This window comes from Streptomyces ovatisporus (assembly GCF_042653885.1).
Taxonomy (GTDB): domain Bacteria; phylum Actinomycetota; class Actinomycetes; order Streptomycetales; family Streptomycetaceae; genus Streptomyces; species Streptomyces ovatisporus.
In genome coordinates this window covers 195,278-212,086 of sequence record NZ_JBHSFH010000007.1, presented here as the reverse complement: position 1 = coordinate 212,086, position 16,809 = coordinate 195,278, and the positions used below count along the sequence as shown (strand labels likewise).

Annotated in this window: 15 protein-coding genes, 1 tRNA gene and 1 other RNA gene; 9 read left to right on the top strand and 8 right to left on the bottom strand. The window is 70.2% G+C overall.

Annotated features, from left to right (window positions below):
- Positions 1–17: 17 nt before the first annotated feature.
- From ACFPA8_RS14750 to ACFPA8_RS14735, 4 genes are all read right to left on the bottom strand, one after another.
- Entirely contained in the window at positions 18–1,361 is a 1,344-nt protein-coding gene (locus tag ACFPA8_RS14750; RefSeq protein WP_386448125.1) for an extracellular solute-binding protein, read from the bottom strand.
- A 107-nt stretch (positions 1,362–1,468) separates the two neighbouring features.
- Positions 1,469–2,974, bottom strand: coding sequence for a glycoside hydrolase family 32 protein (locus tag ACFPA8_RS14745; protein ID WP_386448122.1), 1,506 nt, complete (start codon positions 2,972–2,974; stop codon positions 1,469–1,471).
- Positions 2,975–3,441: 467 nt separating this feature from the next.
- The gene (locus ACFPA8_RS14740) at positions 3,442–4,500 is read right to left on the bottom strand and encodes a LacI family DNA-binding transcriptional regulator (RefSeq protein ID WP_386448120.1); all 1,059 of its coding nucleotides are present in this window, start codon (positions 4,498–4,500) and stop codon (positions 3,442–3,444) included.
- 538 nt (positions 4,501–5,038) lie between these two features.
- Positions 5,039–5,123, bottom strand: a tRNA-Ser gene (locus ACFPA8_RS14735).
- A 73-nt stretch (positions 5,124–5,196) separates the two neighbouring features.
- On the opposite strand from ACFPA8_RS14735, the gene ffs reads away from it, so the two are divergent.
- From ffs to ACFPA8_RS14705, 6 genes are all read left to right on the top strand, one after another.
- Positions 5,197–5,295: signal recognition particle sRNA small type (ffs, locus tag ACFPA8_RS14730), an RNA gene on the top strand.
- A 166-nt stretch (positions 5,296–5,461) separates the two neighbouring features.
- Entirely contained in the window at positions 5,462–7,960 is a 2,499-nt protein-coding gene (locus ACFPA8_RS14725) for a DNA polymerase III subunit gamma and tau (protein WP_386448117.1), read from the top strand.
- A gap of 244 nt (positions 7,961–8,204) precedes the next feature.
- The gene (locus ACFPA8_RS14720) at positions 8,205–8,549 is read left to right on the top strand and encodes a YbaB/EbfC family nucleoid-associated protein (RefSeq protein WP_386448114.1); all 345 of its coding nucleotides are present in this window, start codon (positions 8,205–8,207) and stop codon (positions 8,547–8,549) included.
- Between the two features lie 262 nt (positions 8,550–8,811).
- Positions 8,812–9,411, top strand: a complete 600-nt coding sequence (gene recR / locus ACFPA8_RS14715) for a recombination mediator RecR (RefSeq protein ID WP_386448111.1) — start codon at positions 8,812–8,814, stop codon at positions 9,409–9,411.
- Positions 9,404–10,078 carry a DUF5063 domain-containing protein gene (locus ACFPA8_RS14710; RefSeq protein WP_386448108.1) on the top strand — a complete coding sequence of 225 codons (675 nt, stop codon included), beginning with the start codon at positions 9,404–9,406 and terminating at the stop codon, positions 10,076–10,078. The genes recR and ACFPA8_RS14710 overlap by 8 nt, the downstream gene beginning before the upstream one ends.
- A 209-nt stretch (positions 10,079–10,287) precedes the next feature.
- Positions 10,288–10,578: a DUF1905 domain-containing protein gene (locus ACFPA8_RS14705; RefSeq protein WP_386448105.1), complete on the top strand. Its 291-nt coding sequence runs from the start codon at positions 10,288–10,290 to the stop codon at positions 10,576–10,578.
- Positions 10,579–10,671: 93 nt separating this feature from the next.
- Here the strand turns inward: ACFPA8_RS14705 and ACFPA8_RS14700 are convergent, their stop codons facing one another.
- From ACFPA8_RS14700 to ACFPA8_RS14685, 4 genes are all read right to left on the bottom strand, one after another.
- On the bottom strand, positions 10,672–11,436 hold the full coding sequence (locus ACFPA8_RS14700) for a vWA domain-containing protein (protein ID WP_386448102.1): 765 nt from the start codon (positions 11,434–11,436) through the stop codon (positions 10,672–10,674).
- A 271-nt stretch (positions 11,437–11,707) separates the two neighbouring features.
- Positions 11,708–12,184, bottom strand: a complete 477-nt coding sequence (locus ACFPA8_RS14695) for an SRPBCC family protein (RefSeq protein ID WP_386448099.1) — start codon at positions 12,182–12,184, stop codon at positions 11,708–11,710.
- A 140-nt stretch (positions 12,185–12,324) separates the two neighbouring features.
- Positions 12,325–12,966 (bottom strand): SRPBCC family protein, encoded by a 642-nt coding sequence (locus ACFPA8_RS14690; protein WP_386448097.1) that lies wholly within the window; start codon positions 12,964–12,966, stop codon positions 12,325–12,327.
- Positions 12,963–13,343, bottom strand: a complete 381-nt coding sequence (locus ACFPA8_RS14685) for an ArsR/SmtB family transcription factor (protein WP_386448094.1) — start codon at positions 13,341–13,343, stop codon at positions 12,963–12,965. Before ACFPA8_RS14685 ends, ACFPA8_RS14690 begins: the two co-directional genes overlap by 4 nt.
- A gap of 319 nt (positions 13,344–13,662) precedes the next feature.
- On the opposite strand from ACFPA8_RS14685, the gene ACFPA8_RS14680 reads away from it, so the two are divergent.
- The 3 genes from ACFPA8_RS14680 to ACFPA8_RS14670 all read left to right on the top strand — a co-directional run.
- Positions 13,663–15,015, top strand: a complete 1,353-nt coding sequence (locus ACFPA8_RS14680; RefSeq protein WP_386448091.1) for an aspartate kinase — start codon at positions 13,663–13,665, stop codon at positions 15,013–15,015.
- Positions 15,012–16,145, top strand: coding sequence for an aspartate-semialdehyde dehydrogenase (locus ACFPA8_RS14675; protein WP_386448088.1), 1,134 nt, complete (start codon positions 15,012–15,014; stop codon positions 16,143–16,145). The genes ACFPA8_RS14680 and ACFPA8_RS14675 overlap by 4 nt, the downstream gene beginning before the upstream one ends.
- Before the next feature lie 402 nt (positions 16,146–16,547).
- Positions 16,548–16,809, top strand: a 262-nt coding sequence (locus tag ACFPA8_RS14670; protein ID WP_386448085.1) for a sigma factor, incomplete at its 3' end; no start/stop codon positions are given.

Sequence of the window (16,809 nt, the reverse complement as noted above, 5' to 3'; positions counted from 1 at the left end):
CGGCCGATGGATGCCGGCTACGGCAGCTTGTAGCCGGCGTTGTCCGAGAAGTCCTGGTCGATGGCGCGGGCGGCTTTGGCCAGGGCGGTCTTCGGGGCGGCGCCGCCGTAGGCGGCTTTCAGCGCCTGACTGAACTTGGCGGTGACGGTCGGGTATCCGCCGGTGACCGGGCGGGTCACAGCGACGCAGGACTTGTCGATGTCGGTGTCACCGCAGGGCTTGGCGAGCTGGTCGGCGAAGAGCTGGAGCGGGCCGCCCTGCTTGTACAGCTCGCTCTTGGCAAGCGCGGACCGGGTGCCGGGAGGGGCGCCATTGGCCTTGGTCATCGCGGTGACGTTGGCGTCGTTCAGGAGGGAGTCGAGGAAGGCGCCGGCGGCCTTGCCGTTCTTGGTGTTGGCGCCGATGCCCCAGGCCCAGGAGCCCTGGCCGGTCTTGGGGCCGTTGCCGAAGTCGGGCAGCGGCAGGACGACGAGATCCTTGCCGAGAGCCTTGCTGTAGGCGGGGTACATCCAGTGGCCGACCCAGCTCAGCGCCACGCGGCTCTTGGCGAAGGCATTGCCGTCGGTGTTGGGGTCTGTGTAGCTCTTCCAGGACTGGAAGGTCTTCATCGCCGACACCACGGCCGGGCTGTCCACGGCGCTGGCGGCCTTGCCGTTCTTCAGCAGGGAGCCGCCGGCCGACCAGACGATCGGGGCGAAGCCGTAGGTGCCCCACTCGGTGGCGAGGCCGCTGTTCTCCTGCAGGTCCAGGCTCTTGCCGTCGGAGTCCTCGGCTGCCAGCTTCTTCACGGCGTCGGTGAACTGAGCTGAGGTCCAGCCGTCGGACAGGCCGCTGGGGTACTTCACCCCGGCGTCGTCCAGCAGCTTCTTGTTGCCGTATATGCCGAGCCCGGAGTCGTACATGCCCAGCCCGTACTGCTTGCCTTTGACCCGGCCCTGCGCCTTGATGGCGTCCGTGGCGTTGGTCCGGGTCTTGGCGGAGACGTAGCCGTCGATCGGAGCGAGCTTCTTGTTGTAGACGAAGTTCGCCATGGTCGGGCCGTCGAACTCCATCACGTCCGGCAGCTTGGCGGCGTCGGTGGTGGTGATGGTCTTGGTGTAGTCGGTGTCGGGGATCAGCGTCAGCTTGACTTTGATCTTCTTCTGCGAGGAGTTGAAGGTCTTCACCGCGTTCTGCAGGGCGGCGGCTTCGCTCGCCTGACCCTGGTGGGCCCAGACCTTGATGGTGCCCGTGCCGCTGCCCTTCTCGGCGGAGGTGCCGGTGCCGCTGCCTCCGCCACAGGCGGCGAGTGCCGCCAGGGGAAGGACGAGAGCCAGGGCCGTACAGGCTGTCCGGCGGTAACTTCTGCTGCCGACGTTCATGGTGGGTGCCTCCGGTGTGTGGTGCGGGTGAGAGTGAACGGTGTGGAGGTGCATCGTGGGGATTCGGGACCGGCGCCGGCCTGATGGCCTCGTGGGCGATGGATCCGTCATGTGGGCCGCCCTTGCGGCAGTTCGGTGTCGGCGCTCTGCTCCTTGATCGCGAGGGGCAGCAACTCCCAGGCGTCGACCGCGTAGTTCAGGCGCGCGTCACGCGTGGTGCGGGCCTGCAGTCGCCATGGGCCGTCCCCCGTCGGGTAGAAGCGCAGGGTGAGCACCTGGCCGGTGGAGGTCAGGAAGACCTCGGCCATGGAGTGGTCGACGACCAGGCGCAGGTCGACCGGCTGATCAGTGGGGCAGGGCATCAGGAAGGAGCCACCGTGGGCGCGGGCGTCCAGCGAGGCGTGGTCGCGGTCGACGAGCAGTTCACCCGCGGCGGCATCGAGACGGATGTCGAGGTACTCGGATCCGTCCGGCGTGGTGAGCAGCCGCAGGCCCGCCGCCCCGGTCGTCTCCAGCCGGGCCGTCAGATCGAAGGCGCGGCCCACACTGCCGAGTTCGACCGGCTCCGGGCCGTGAGTCGTGTCCTCGGCGTGGACTGCGTGCCCGCCGCGCAGGGCGAGCAGTTCGGCAGCGGGATGCTGCCGCAGCGTGCCGTCGCCGCTGACTGAGATCTCTCGGGGAAGGGTCAGCACGCCGGCCCATCCGTCCGCGACCGACCAGGCTTCCTCGCGGGCCTCCCAGGACCAGCCCCACAGCAGCCATCTGCCTCCCCCACCGCCTTCGGCGTGGGTGGTGCCCCCAGGCGCTCGCAGCAGCGCGGGTGCGTAGCAGTCCGGTCCGTGGTCTACGAGGACTGGCGGGCCGGCCTCGAAGACGTTGCCGCGTTCCTCGCCGACCAGGGCGGTGACGCACCGTTCGCCGTCGTGATCGTTCCACGCGCTGAAGATGAGGGCACCGGGCCGTCCGGACTGCGCGGGGAGGTACTGGGGACACTCCCAGCCCTCGCCGGTGTGCAGGCCGGTGCCGCCGACCGGCTCCTGCTCGCGGGCGTCGAAGGGGCCCAGGTAGGTCCAGTCGTTCAGGTCGGGCGACTCGTACAGCAGGGCCGCGCCGCGCCCGTCCGCGAGGGCGGAGCCTACGAGCATCCGCCAGCCGTCGCCGTCCCGCCAGACGTACGGGTCCCGGTACATGGTGCAGTCGTCGGGCCATGCGGGGATGACAAGTTCGCCCCGCGGGCTGAAGGTCCGGCCGCCGTCGCGGGAAGTGGCGCTGGTGACCGGCTGATGCTGGGGCGAGCGGTCCTCGCGGTGCGCGGAGTAGAAGGCGACCAGCCGGTCGCCGTCGGAGACTGCGTTGCCGGAGAAGCAGCCGTCGGCGTCCTCGCCGTCCGGGGTCGGGGACAGGGCGATCGGCAGGGGCTCCCAGCTGAGCAGGTCGGTGCTGCGGAAGTGGCCCCAGTGCATGTTCGCGTGGGTCGCGCCGTAGGGGTTGTACTGGTAGCAGACGTGGTAGTGGCCGTCATGGAAGACCAGCCCGTTGGGGTCGTGGACCGAGTTCCGGGGCGGACGCAGATGCGCGACGGGCCGGTACGGATCACAGGGTGCGGTGGACACACACGTGCCTTTCGGTATGTGCAAAGAGCTTGCGGCTACGGACGGTTACCGGACGGGTCCGGCCTCGAACCCCTCGTGGAACGGTGAAGGCGGCCCCACCGGCACGCGCTGCAGTCCCCCGACGGCATGGCGACGGGAGCGCGGTTCGGCGGGATGCCGGCGGCGAGGTGTGGGAAGGCTTGCTGAAGCGGCGACGCCAGGTCGACGAGGAGCGCGAGGCTCAGTGCTCTCGCGCCTGAGAGGCCGGGGCGTTGGAGGAATGAGACGAGGTCACGCAGACCAACTCGCCCACGCCTGCGGACGCATCGGCGGCAGTGCCGGACATCAGCCGGCTGCGCCAGTTCGACAACTCATCGAAGGTCTCAGGGGCCATGTGTGTACCCTCACAGTGTTCCAAGTGCTGACAGGGATGACGACCGGTTGCGACGGTCGCCTGTCGAAGTGCGAATTGCTTCGCCGTCCCGGTGTCAGAGTCGGGGCGGCGAAGTGACCGATGCCCGCGCCACCAGCGGGCAAGGCAGCATCTCCTGGGTGTCCGGGCCCGGTGGCCGGCCCGGCGTTCCGGTGAGCGTGAGCAACTGGGCCACGGCCCGCGCCCCCATCTCGTAGTGCGGCAGCTGAACCGTGCTCAGTGCGGGGTGGACGGTCTCGCAGACCAGCTCCTGATTGTCGAACCCCATGACCGAAAGGTCGCGGGGGACGGACAGTCCCAACTCGGCGGCAGCCCGGTAAGCACCGGCGGCCATCCGGTCGTTGAAGCAGAACAACGCCGTCGGGCGCTGCTCCGTCGTCAGCAGGCGCCGCGCGGCCCGGTAGCCCGCGTCCACGTCACCGGTGGTCGACCCGTAGGGCACTGCCGTCTCGGCGGCGACCAGCGACGGGTCGTACGACACACCGACCTCGGCCAGCGCCTTGCGATAGCCCTCCAACCGGCCCTGCCGGGCGGGGATTTCGGCGGTCTGCACGATCACGCCGATCCTGCGGTGCCCATGGTCGGTCAGCTCACGCACCCCCGTGTACCCGCCCTGGACCTCATCGGGCACCACGCAGGAGACGGCGGGATCGTCGGAACGCGCGTCGAGCAGCACGGTGGGCGTCGAGCCCATGACCTCCGGCACGCGCACGATCCTGTGGTACATCGCCGCGTACAGGACGCCGTCCACCTGCCGCTGGAGCAGCATCTCGATGCTCGTGCGCTCCAGTTCGGCATCGCCACTCGTGTTGACCAGCAGCAGCACCAGGCCCTCGGCCGCGGCGGCCTCCTGGGCACCCAGGATCATCCGGCCGGCGTGGGGGGTGGTGGCGATCTCGTCGCTGACGAAGCCGATGGTGTGCGAGCGCTTCAGCCTCAGCCCCCGGGCGAGGCCGTTCGGCGCGTACCCGAGCTCCTCGGCGACCTGCTGGACGCGCTGTCGCGTCTCCGCGCTGGCCCGCTTGCCCTCGACGCCGTTCAGGATGTGCGACACGGTCGCGGTCGAAACACCGGCCGCCGCGGCCACATCCTTGATCCCGATCCGGCGTGCCATTGCCCCCGCCCAAAGTAGTGGATATCGCGTTGGCAAATCGTTTAGCCAGTCGCGTGCCCATGAGAGTGCCCATGGCCGGAGCTCCTGTCAATGGCTCGCTACAAACTCTTGAAGGCGCGCGCCACGGGGCCGCCCCGTCCGGTCGCGACGAGATCCGCTCCGACCGCCGAGCCCGGGAAGCGCCTGATGGCGCAACTCACCTGTGTCGCGAGGCGGGTGCTCGGAAGGCGGATGCTCGGAAGGCGGGGTACAGGGCCTTGAGGCGCTGAGGCGGGCGAGCTTGTCGACCAGGCGCTTGCCGCGCGCGGAGGAGCCGCCGGGCTATCGCTGTCGTGGTTCTGCAGTGCGGCGCCCGGGGTGATGCCGGCTTTCAGAGATTCAGAGGTGATGCCGGCTCACAGAGATACTGCGACCGTGGCGGCCAAGGTCTGCTCGTGCTGCCGTGTCCCCGACTGAGACCAAAACTGAGACCAGGCGACGACGAAGGCCCCGACCGGTTTCCCGGTCGGGGCCTTCGTGACAGCCCGGTGAGGCTGGGCGGAGGATACGAGATTCGAACTCGTGAGGGGTTGCCCCCAACACGCTTTCCAAGCGTGCGCCCTAGGCCACTAGGCGAATCCTCCGCCGCAGACTCTACAAGACGTTCAGGCGTGCTTGCGAACTCGATCCCCGGTACGCGCATCGGGTAGTGTTGGGCGCAGCCCCTCACGTGGCGCTATCTCTCTGAACTCCCCCAGGGCCGGAAGGCAGCAAGGGTAGGAGGGCTCTGGCGGGTGCGTGAGGGGCGTTCGCGTTCGGGCGGCTCCCTCGCGGCGCGAGGGCGGCTTCGAACACCGGCCTCCAGGGCCCAAGATCCTCCGGCGGGCTTGTCGTACGGGCTCGTACGCGCTCGTGCGGGAATGGGAGCCGGGCGGGAAGAGGGCGGCGTGACTTGTCGGTGCGCACCGATATCGTCGGGGGTGTGTCGTCCCTCGCCCTGTATCGCCGGTACCGCCCCGAGACCTTCGCTGAGGTCATCGGGCAGGAGCACGTGACCGAACCGTTGCAGCAGGCTCTGCGCAACAACCGGGTCAACCACGCCTACCTCTTCAGTGGTCCGCGCGGCTGCGGCAAGACGACGAGTGCACGCATCCTCGCGCGGTGCCTCAACTGCGAGCAGGGGCCCACACCGTCACCGTGCGGCGAGTGCGGTTCGTGCCGTGATCTCGCGCGCAACGGACCCGGTTCGATCGACGTGATCGAGATCGACGCCGCGTCCCACGGCGGTGTCGACGACGCGCGTGAACTGAGGGAGAAGGCCTTCTTCGGGCCGGCGTCGAGCCGCTACAAGATCTACATCGTCGACGAGGCGCACATGGTCACCCCGGCGGGGTTCAACGCCCTGCTGAAGGTCGTCGAAGAGCCGCCGGAGCACCTGAAGTTCATCTTCGCGACGACCGAGCCGGAGAAGGTCATCGGCACGATCCGCTCGCGTACGCACCACTATCCGTTCCGTCTGGTGCCGCCCGGCACGCTGCGGGACTACCTGGCCGAGGTCTGCACCCGGGAGGCGATCCCGGTCGAGGAGACGGTGCTGCCGCTCGCCGTCCGCGCGGGGGCCGGGTCGGTGCGGGACTCGATGTCCGTGATGGACCAGCTGCTGGCCGGTGCGGGTGAGGACGGCGTGACGTACGCGATGGCGACGGCCCTGCTCGGCTACACGGACAGCGCGTTGCTCGACGAGGTGGCGGAGGCATTCGCCACCAGTGACGGCGCGCGTGCCTTCGAGATCGTGGACCGGGTCATCGAAGGCGGTCACGATCCGCGCCGCTTCGTGACGGATCTTCTGGAGCGGCTGCGGGATCTGGTGATTCTCGCCGCCGTGCCGGACGCCTCGGACAAGGGGCTGATCGATGCTCCCGAGGACGTCGTCGAGCGGATGCGCGGGCAGGCAGAGACCTTCGGGGCGGCGGAGCTGAGCCGTGCCGCGGACGTCGTCAATGCGGGGCTGACGGAGATGCGCGGGGCGACGTCGCCGAGGCTTCAACTGGAGTTGATCTGCGCCCGGGTGCTGTTGCCGGCCGCTTACAGCGACGAGCGCTCCGTACAGGCGCGCCTCGACAGGCTGGAGCGCGGGGCGGCGTTCGCCGGAACCGGCACTGGAACTGGAACCGGCACTGGAACTGGAACCGGCACCGGCACGGCGGGGGCGGGCGCGGTGGCCGAGCCGCCCGTACGTCCCGTGGCCGGGGGAGAAGGCGCTGCGGCTCCGGCAGCCGGTGCTGCGGGGCAGGCTTCCCCGCCGGCCCGGTCTCCGGTGCCGGGTGCGGCTCAGCCTCCGGCCGAGATCCCGGCCGCGTCCCCGGCCGGGTCCCCGGGTGCGGGTGCGGCTGCGGAACCGGGCCCCGTCGCGGAGCGTCCGGCGGACGGCGCCCCGGGCGCCCCGGGCTCGTCGGGTGGGGGTGGCGGGCGGCGGCCCGGCGCGTGGCCTGCCGGGACGAGTGCCGGAGGCGGCGCCGAAGCGCCTTCCGGACAAGCGTCGCGTCCCGGTGCGTGGCCGGTGAGCGGCGGAGGGGACGGGGCGCCGAGCGCGCCGCCGGAGCAGGCGCCCGAGCCCCCGGCCTCTCCCGCGTCGCCCCCGCAGCCCGGCCCCTCGGCGAGCGGGCCGAAGGACCCGGCTCAGGGCGCCGCTCAGGTGCGGCAGATGTGGCCGCAGATCCTGGAGGCGGTGAAGAACCGCCGCCGCTTCACCTGGATCCTGCTCAGCCAGAACGCGCAGGTCGTCGGCTTCGACGGCACGACGCTCCAGCTCGGCTTCTCGAACGCGGGAGCGCGCGACAGCTTCGCCAACGGCGGCAGCGAGGACGTCCTGGTGCAGGCGGTGAGCGAGGCGCTCGGGGTGCAGTGGAAGGTCGAGGCGATCGTCGATCCGTCCGGTGGAGCGGGCTCCGGTCCCGGAGGCGCCGGGCCGTCGGGCGGCGGCTCCGGTGGAGGTTTCGGCGGGGGCGGCAGTGGCAGCGGCTTCGGCGGCGGAGGCGCCCCCGGTGCCGTGGGCGGGCCCTCGGCTGCGTCCTCGGTTGGGTCCTCGGCTGTGTCTTCGGACGGGGGGCCGGCGTCCGGTTCCGGGCCGCAGCCGGGGCAGGGCGGCCCGGGTTCACCAGGTGCCGCCGGCGCGGCCATGGGCGCCCGTCAGGCGCTGGCGGGTGCGCGGAGCGGGCCGGCTTCCGGCGGCGCGGGGGGTACGGCTGTCGCGGCGGCGCCGGGGAGGGGGGTTCCGGGGCAGTCCGGCGGGCCCGCGTTCGCCTCGCGCGGCGACCAGGGCGCTGGGGGCTCCGCGGCGTCCGGTGCGTACAGCAGTGGACTTGAGGACGACATGCCCGCCGAGGACGATCCCGACCTCGACGAATCGGCGCTCTCCGGCCACGACTTGATCATGCGGGAGCTCGGGGCCACGGTGATCGAGGAGTTCGAGCACGAGTGATCTCGGGCGGACGGCCCCGTACTCCGTCGGCAGGATGAGGACAGGCTCAGCGGGCTCCGCTCCGAGCACGTAGGCTCAGCGTGGAAAGAGAAGTACGCGTACGGCGGTTACGTGAGTCATGTGCCGTATGCGTACTGCGCCCAGAACATGCACGGTGCGTGCACCGCGTACTGCGTACCGCGAGTCCGTGGCGGTGGCGGCGGGGCGCGGACATCAGAGACGTCGACGAGCCAGGAGCCAAGTCGTGATTCCCGGTGGTGGGGGCCAGCCCGACATGCAGCAGCTGTTGCAGCAGGCCCAGAAGATGCAGCAGGACCTTGCCGAAGCGCAGCAGGAGCTCGCCGAGAGTACGGTCGACGGTTCCTCCGGCGGCGGCCTGGTCAAGGCGACCGTGAACGGGGCCGGTGAACTCCAGGGCCTCGTCATCGACCCGAAGGCCGTCGATCCGGAAGACACCGAGACGCTCTCCGACCTGGTGCTCGCCGCCGTGCGGGACGCCGTGAGCGGCGCCCAGCAGCTGCAGCAGCAGAAGCTCGGCCCGCTCGCCGAGGGGCTGGGCGGCGGGGGCGTTCCGGGACTGCCCTTCTAGGACTGTCAGTTCGGGCCGCCGGAGTCTTCCGGGGCCCGGCGGATCCGGAAGGGCCGGGGCTTGGGCCGGTCGGTCCGGTTTCAGGGAACGGCCAAGGGGCACCAGGTCGTTCACGTCACGGGGTCGCCCGGTGAGCGGTTCCTCGGGGATCTTCCGGGGGCCGGGGCGATGGTGGCCCGGTCGTGGGGCGGCTACCGTTCGCCGGGCTGTGGGCGGACGGGCACAGAGGGTCCGGAAGCAGGAGAGAGAAGCGGGAGCATCCGTGTACGAAGGCGTGGTTCAGGACCTCATCGACGAGTTGGGCAGACTGCCCGGCGTCGGTCCCAAGAGCGCGCAGCGGATCGCTTTCCACATCCTCCAGGCGGAGCCCACGGACGTCCGGCGGCTTGCGCACGCGCTGCTGGAGGTCAAGGACAAGGTCAGATTCTGTGCCCTGTGCGGCAACGTCGCGCAGGAGGAGCACTGCCGCGTATGTCTGGACACGCGGCGTGACCGCAGTGTCATCTGCGTGGTCGAGGAGCCGAAGGACGTGGTGGCGATCGAGCGGACGCGTGAGTTCCGCGGCCGTTACCACGTTCTCGGCGGTGCCATCAGCCCCATCGAAGGCGTCGGGCCCGACGATCTGCGGATCCGGGAGCTGATGAGCAGGCTCGCGGACGGTGCGGTCACCGAGCTGATTCTGGCCACGGACCCCAACCTGGAGGGAGAGGCGACGGCCACGTACCTGGCGCGTATGGTCTCGAGCATGGGCCTGAAGGTGACGCGCCTGGCAAGCGGCCTCCCTGTCGGGGGAGATCTTGAATATGCCGATGAGGTCACGCTGGGGCGGGCCTTCGAGGGGAGAAGGTTGCTCGATGTCTGACGCCACGCTGAACGCGATCAAGAACAATCCGGACGACTTCGCCGTCCAGATCTCCGATCAGATCGAGAGCTTCATCGTTTCGGTGACGGAGGTCGCCAAGGGGGACGACCCCGACAGCGCTGTCCCCTACCTGCTGCTCGAGCTCTCTCAACTCCTCCTCGCCGGAGGCCGGTTGGGCGCACACGAGGACTTCGTCCCCGTCGAGCGGTACGAGCCGGACATCGGCCCGGAGCCCGACGTCGACGAGATGCGTCTCAAGCTCGCCGCGCTGCTCGAGCCGGTCGACGTCTACTCCGAGGTCTTCGACCCGTACGAGCCGCGTACGGCCCCTGTCGCGTGCCGTATCTCCGACGATCTCGTCGGCGTGATCACGGACTTGCGGCACGGCATGGCCCACTACAAGGAGGGCCGGGTGAGCGAGGCGCTGTGGTGGTGGCAGTTCTCCTACCTGTCGAACTGGGGCCCCACGGCGTCCGCGGCCCTGCGCGCCCTGCAGTCCCTCGTGGCGCACGTGCGTCTCGACACCCCGCTCCGCGCGCTCGACGGGCTGGACACGGACAGCAACGCGGACGAGGACGACGGCCTGCTGGAGAAGGAAGCCGGCGCCGTGATGGCAGCCGAGATCGGCGTACCGCTGGGGATCCAGCCCGGCGGCAGCCGCGGCTGAAGCTCCCGGCCGCGGCTGAGGATGCCAGTCGCGGCTGAAGGTCCGGCCCGCCGTCGAGCGGGGGTCCTCGCCTCCCTTCAGCGTTCTCCCTGCCCGCGTCCTTCCGTTCCGTGGTCCTCGTGCGGCCGGCCTCCCGGCGATGAGTTGTCCAGGTTTTCCCGGTCAATTCCCGGAAGGCCCACGGAGTGGACGGACGAGGGAGGCCGGTCATGGACAAGCGATTCACCGCCACGTTGCGGAAGGGCCCCGATGTGGGCGGCTGGACCTATCTCGTCTGGCCGGACTCCGTCGAGTACTTCGGGACCCGGGGGCTGGTGAAGGTGCGCGGCACGATCGACGGGCACCCGTTCCGGAGTTCGTTCATGGCGCTGGGCGACGGTACGCACAAGCTGCCGGTGAAGGCCGAAGTGCGCAAGGCCATCGGCAAGCAGGCGGGGGAGACGGTGACTGTCCACCTCACGGAGCGTGTGGACGGGCCGGCCCACGCGGACATCGCGTAGCGGAGCGGGACGTCGCGTGGCGGAGGCGCTGCCTCGCGCCGCCCTCGTCGAGGAGCCGGCGCGGCGCTGCCCGGGGCCCGGTGCGTACGTGCGTCAGCGGGAGAGGATTCCTGCCCGGCGCGCCGCATCCAGCCAGGCGGGGAACTCCCGCATCAGCTCCGCGTACAGCGTCTCGTCCGGGATGCGCAGCGGTTCGGGGCCGGCGGCGAAGAAGCCCGCGTTGTCCACGGCCCGCAGGGCCGGTACGGGCAGTTCGTCGAGCTTGCGGAGGAAGTCGAACTGCTTGCTCCCGGGTTCCCCGAAGCCCACGAACTGCCAGAAGATCGGCAGTCGGGCGGCCTCGCACAGCGCACGCTGGGCGGCGGCACGTGAGGTGGGGGCGCCGTCCGTCTGGAAGACGACGAAGGCGGGGTCGGTGGTCCCGGACGCCACATAGTGGTCGACGACGGTTTCCATGGCGAGGTGGTAGTTGGTGCGGCCCATGTGGCCGAGACTGTCGTTGAGGGGGCCGATGCGGTTCTCGTAGGCGTCGAGCCGGACTTCTGCCACGCCCTCGACCTCGGTGGAGAACAGGACGACAGGGACCGTACCGTCGTCGTCCAGGTTGGCGGAGAGGCCGAGAACCTGCTCGGCCAAGTGCTGGAGAGTGCCGTCCCTGTAGTAGCGGCGCATGCTGCCGGAGCGGTCCAGCACCAGGTACACGGCGGCTCGCCGGCCCGACAGGCCGGCCTTCTCCAGCGCCACGCGTGCAGTCTTGCGGAGGCTCACCAGACCAGGTCCGGTCGTGGCCCCCGCCGGCTCGGCGCCGGCACCCGGGGCGGAGGAGCCTGCGGGGCGCTTCACATAGTCGATGGACACGCGGGCCTCCTGGGGTGAGCGACGATTGCATACGGCGCGTACGCGAACATTAAGGCCCAATAGTGCGATCTGGACATGGTCGTGCACTCCTTGAGGGTGATCCGTCGCAGGAGCGGGCGGCAGCACGCATCGGGTCGCGGGTCGCCGACGTCCGGGTTCCGGGGGAACCGTCCAGCTCGCGCGTCAAGTACCTCTCATCATCCGTCACTTGGCAGGTTCGCCGCCACGAGGGTCACCCGTCTCCCCGCCGGGCCGGGTGGACCGGCGTGCGCTACTCCGCCGGGCCGCCGGCCTCGGCCGAAGCGGCGATGTCGGCGAGGTCCTTCGCGAGGGCCTTGGCGGCGGCCCTGGCGCCGATGGAGCCCAGCGCCTGCATCAGCTTGCCCTTCAGACCGCCTCCGGCCGTGATCTCGGAGCCGAAGACCAGGCGCACCGACGTGGCGTCGCCGCCCTGCGGGGTGAGGCGGAACTCCGAGACGTAGTGCACACCGCGGGATTCGGCCTCGACGACGTAACGCTTCGCCGGCTCGCTCTCCGTGACCCACATCTCCTCGGTGGCCTCCTTGCCCAGCATGCGGCGCGTCTCCCGCCAGCGGGTGCCGACACCGAAGGGGCCGTCGCTCAGCATCTCGACCTTGTCGATGCCGCTGATGACGCGGGGAGAGCCCTCGATGTCCGTCAGGACCGCCCACACCCGGTCGGCCGGCGCCGCGACGCGGCGTTCCACTGTCACCTGCGGTTTGCTCATGAGCTCTGCCTCCTGGAGCGGGGCCGGACTCCGTCGTCCTTCCCGGTGCCCGGAATTGAAGCAGCGGGCACTGACAACGGAGCCGGTCCCGCCGCTCCGCGCGGCAGCGCCGCGGGTCTCAGGGAGCGGGTAGGCAGCGGTCAGGTGTCTTCCGGCCGCTCCGGTGCGTAGAAGCCCGTCGTGGCGCGGACGGCAGAGGCCACCGCCTCGGCGGGTGCGCCTGAGGACTCGTACGCGGCGCCCCACGCCTCGCTGCTGCGTGTCATGAACTCCCGTGCCTCGTCCGTCGCTTCCCATGCCGAAGGGTCGCCGATCGAGCCGCCCCGCAGGTGCAGGCCGAGGCCGAGCACGCCCAGGTCCCAGCCGACGCCGGTCGCGCCGGGGCCGAACTCCTCCCAGAACTCCGGCGGTACGACAGCGGCATGCTCCAGTTCGAAGACCGTCCGCTCCTCGCCCTCGGGCGTCAGCCGCACCTCGACCTCGCTGAACCCCGGGTTCTCGCCCATCACCCAGCTGACCCTCAGCAGTCCGGGCGGTTCACAGCGCAGGATCTCGCCGCCCGCGTTGCCCTCCAGCTGGTAGTGCCCGCCGAGTTTCAAGTCGCCGCTGACCGGCAGGAACCACCGGCTGATGCGCGCGGGGTCGGTGCAGGCGTCCCACACGTCCTCCACGGCCGCGTCGTAGGTGCGGCGCAGCAGGACCGTACGGGCTTCGCCCTCCGGAACGGTGCGGCTGCCCACGTGCCGGTGGACGTCGTTGATCTGGCTGACGATGTCTTTCATCGCTGCTCCTCCTTGCCGTGCTGCGGGGCGCCTTCCGTGGCGGTGCCGCTTCTCCGGCGTTCGCGTCTGCCGCGGGCCAGTTCCGTGCCGAGCGCGTCCAGCCGCTGCTCCCAGAAGCCGCGGAACTGGTCCAGCCACGTGTCGACTTCGCGCAGGGGGCCGGCCTCGACTGCGTAGAGACGCCGGGGGCCCTCGGCCCGTACGGAGGCGAAGCCCGCCTCGCGCAGCACGCGCAGATGCTGCGACACGGCGGGCTGCGAGATCCCGAACTCGGCCTGGATCAGGCCGCAGACCGCGCCGGAGGTCTGCTCGCCGTCGGCGAGCAGTTCCAGGATCCGTCGGCGTACGGGGTCGCCGAGAACGTCGAATGCGTGCACGGACCGCACGTTACAGCCGTGGCTTATATAAGTCACGCCTTAGCCCTGGCTGTGCCCCGGCGTGCGGCTGCGGCGTCCTTCTGCGCAGGCCGGCGGTGCTGCTCGCATGCGTCCCGGCACGCACTGTGGCGGCAGGGTGTGTGAGGTGCCTTACGTTCTCGTGTGGGCTTCCCGTGAACGGGCAGGTTTGGTCGCTGGACGAGAGGGCGGCTCGCTCTCTCGGTAAAATGAGCCGACCCGTGGATTCCCGGACGGGGTCCCCTCGCGGAACGTCGCGGGGAAGGGTGCAGAACGACTGAGATTCGAGGAGCGAGCACACGTGGGCCTTGTCGTGCAGAAGTACGGCGGCTCCTCCGTTGCCGATGCCGAGGGCATCAAGCGCGTTGCCAAGCGGATCGTCGAGGCCAAGAAGAACGGCAACCAGGTTGTCGTCGTGGTCTCGGCGATGGGTGACACGACGGACGAGCTGATCGATCTCGCGAAGGAAGTCTCCCCGGTCCAGACGGGGCGCGAGTTCGACATGCTGCTGACCGCCGGAGAGCGCATCTCCATGGCACTGCTGGCGATGGCGATCAAATCCCTCGGTCACGAGGCGCAGTCGTTCACCGGGAGCCAGGCGGGTCTGATCACCGACTCCGCGCACAACAAGGCGCGGATCATCGACGTCACACCGGGCCGTATCCAGACCTCAGTCGACGAGGGCAACATCGCGATCGTCGCCGGTTTCCAGGGCGTCTCCCAGGACAGCAAGGACATCACCACGCTCGGCCGCGGCGGTTCCGACACCACCGCGGTCGCGCTGGCCGCCGCGCTCGAGGCGGACGTCTGCGAGATCTACACCGACGTCGACGGCGTCTTCACCGCCGACCCGAGGGTCGTGAAAAAGGCCCGTAAGATCGACTGGATCTCGTTCGAGGACATGCTGGAGCTGGCAAGCTCCGGTTCGAAGGTGCTGCTGCACCGCTGTGTCGAGTACGCCCGTCGCTACAACATCCCGATCCACGTACGGTCGTCCTTCTCGGGGCTGCAGGGCACCTGGGTCAGCAGTGAACCGCCGGGCGGGCACGACGGCCGGGGAGAAGGCGTCCCCGGTGCGCAGGCCGCGCTCAAGAGCGGGCAGGGCAAGGACAGCGGGCAAGGGGAACAGTCGATGGAGCAGGCGATGATCTCGGGTGTCGCACACGACACCTCGGAGGCGAAGATCACGGTCGTCGGAGTGCCGGACAAGCCCGGTGTGGCCGCGGTGATCTTCCGTGCCATCGCGGACGCCGAGGTCAACATCGACATGGTCGTGCAGAACGTCTCGGCCGCCTCCACCGGCCTGACGGACATCTCCTTCACCCTTCCGAAGACGGAGGGACGCAAGGCGATCGCCGCGCTGGAGAAGGCGCAGGGCCCCATCGGCTTCGACTCGCTGCGCTACGACGACCAGATCGCCAAGATCTCGCTCGTCGGCGCCGGGATGAAGACGAACCCGGGTGTCACGGCGACCTTCTTCGAGGCGCTCAGCCAGGCCGAGGTCAACATCGAGCTGATCTCCACGTCCGAGATCCGCATCTCCGTCGTCACGCGTGAGGACGACGTCAACGAGTCGGTGCGCGCCGTGCACTCGGCCTTCGGCCTCGACAGCGAGAGCGACGAGGCCGTGGTCTACGGAGGCACAGGGCGGTGACGCCCTTCGCCCGTACGGTCGGCCGTGCCGGTGACCGTACGGGCAGGCCCGTCCTGGCCGTCGTCGGTGCGACGGGAGCAGTGGGGACGGTCCTGCTCTCGCTGCTCTCGGAGCGGGCGGACGTGTGGGGAGAGATCCGGCTGATCGCCTCTCCGCGCTGGGCCGGCCGCGTACGGGAGGTACGGGGCGAGGACGTCAGCGTCCGTGCTCTGAACGAGGAGGCGCTCAAGGGCGTCGACGTCGCGCTCTTCGCCGTGCCGGACGAGGTCGCCGCGGAGTGGGTTCCGGTGGCGGCGTCCAACGGCGCGGTGGTCGTGGACGGTTCGCGGGCGTTCCGCATGGACGAGGACGTGCCGCTGGTCGTACCGGAGCTCAACGGGCACGCCGTGCGGTCGCGGCCGAAGGGCATCATCGCCAGTCCCGGCTGCACGACTCTCTCGATGATCGTCGCGATGGGTGCGCTGCACGCGGAGTGGGGTCTCGAGGAGCTGATCGTCTCCAGCTACGAGGCCGTCTCCGCGGCCGGCCGGACCGGAGTCGAGGCGCTGCGCGGCCAGTTGGCGGCGCTGACCTCGGCCGACGCCGCCGGTGCCGAACTCGGCAGACACCCGGGCGACATCAGGCGCGCCGTCGCCGACGGGCTCGGCAGCGTGGCGGCGGCACCCTCCGGGGACCCGGCCAACCCGCATGCGACGCCCGTCGCTTACAACGTCGTGCCCTTCACGGGGGAGATGGCGGAGGGCGGCTGGACGTCCGACGAGCTCACGGTGCGGGAGGAACTCCGGAAGGTCCTCGCCCTGCCGGAGCTGCGAGTGGCGGCGACCTGCGTACGGGTGCCCGTGCTCACCGCGCACTCGGTGTCCGTGCACGCGCGCTTCGCACACGAGGTGTCGGTAGCGGAGGCGCACGCGATCCTCGCGAACGCCCCCGGCGTGGTGCTGTGCGACGACCCGGCGCAGGGAGACTTCCCGACTCCGGCGGACGTGGCGGGCACGGACCCGACGTGGGCGGGACGGGTACGGCAGTCGCTGGACGATCCTTGTGCGCTTGAGCTGTTCGTCTGTGCGGACAACCTGCGCAAGGGCGCCGCGCTGAACATGGCGCAGATCGCCGAACGGGTCGTCGCGTAGGGGCCGTCCGCGGTGCTGCACGCCCTCCGCGGGAGCCCCGGAGGGCCGGGTGCGCCGACCGTCGACAGTCCTCGGTATGCAGGCGCTGGTCGAAGTTGTGCCGTACGGAGGGGTCTTGGCACTGGCGGGTACGACCGGCGTGGACGAGAATTTCGCTTCCTGCTGCTGCAACCGGCGGTGGGGCGGACGGCGTCTTCGACTCCACTGCCAGGAGTCGGGGCGTTGTGACAACAGGGGCATTCAGGAAGAGCTGGTACGCATGGGGACGTTCGACGAATCGTCAACGGCTGAGCCGAACGCGTACAACCCTCCAGGGGGAGTGTGTGTCCAACAAGCGTGGCAGAGGCATTCGGATCGGCATTGGCGGCAGCTCCCGGAACCACCGGTTTCCACACCGGGGGTATGCCGGTGATAACGCCGTGGTCCGCCACCCGCCCGCCGCGCGTCGCTGCCGAAGGCGCGGACTCTGACGACGCGATGACAGCCGGCACGACAGTCGACCATCTGACCGAGACCTACCGCGTCCACTACCGCTCGCTGCTCGGACTCGCGGCGCTGCTGCTCGACGACACCGCTTCGTGCGAGGACGTCGTCCAGGAAGCCTTCATCCGCGTCCACTCGGCGCGCAAGCGCGTCCGCGACCCCGAGAAGACCCTCGCCTATC